This window comes from Faecousia intestinalis (genome assembly GCF_040096185.1).
Lineage (GTDB): Bacteria > Bacillota > Clostridia > Oscillospirales > Oscillospiraceae > JAZOXB01.
Genome location: NZ_JBBMFF010000132.1, coordinates 1 through 819, shown reverse-complemented (window position 1 = coordinate 819; position 819 = coordinate 1). Strand labels below are relative to the sequence as shown.

General features: G+C 52.1%; 1 protein-coding gene. It reads right to left on the bottom strand.

The window, feature by feature from the left end; genetic code table 11:
* Window positions 1-69 precede the first annotated feature (69 nt).
* On the bottom strand, window positions 70-819 hold a 750-nt coding region (locus WMO66_RS02780), incomplete at its 5' end, for a reverse transcriptase domain-containing protein (protein WP_349134886.1).

Sequence of the window (819 nt, the reverse complement as noted above, 5' to 3'; positions counted from 1 at the left end):
AACCGAGTAGGAGGGACGTTTAGTCCCGTCCTCTCACACCACCGTGCGTACCGTTCGGTACACGGCGGTTCAATCGCATAAGTGCACAGACTCGTACCGGTCTAGGATACTGTAGTATCCTGCCCGTGCGAGTCTTTCTTTCGAGATTGCCCTTTGTACATGACCGTTCTTCGCCATGTGCCAGTAGGCTTTCCGGCAATTGCTTACCGCCCTTGCCTGCCACTCTGGTATCCCCAATTGCATAAGGCTCTTTGCTCTTGTCTTGGGTTTCTTCCATTGTTTCCAGATGTAGCTTCTATACCGGCGGCGCAGCCACTTGTCCCATTCTCGCATGGTTGTCTTCATACTCGCAATTCCGAAGTAGCCCAGCCAGCCCCGGATGTAGACCTTTACCTTCTGCATCACGACCCGGACATTTCTGCCCTGACTGCGGGAAGTCAGCTCTTTTAGCTTGGCCTTGGCTTTCTTCAAGGACTTTGTGTGCGCTCGAATGTAAATGCCGTTCTTGCCCTTCCCTAACGCAAAGCCCAGAAACTTAAAATTTCGGATTGCAAACACGCTGACCACTTTACTTTTCCCCACATTCATCTTGAGTTTTAGTTTCCCCTCAAGATACCGCCGGGTGGTTTCCAGAAGCCTCTCTGCTGCCCGTTTGCTTTTGGCGAGTACCACAATGTCATCCGCATACCGAATGACAGGGACGCCCCGCCTTGCCATCTCCCAGTCGTATTCGTTCAGGTAGATGTTAGCAAGCAAGGGACTAAGTGGGCCTCCCTGGGGAGAGCCTTCTTCTGTTTTCACCAGCAGTCCGTTTTCCAT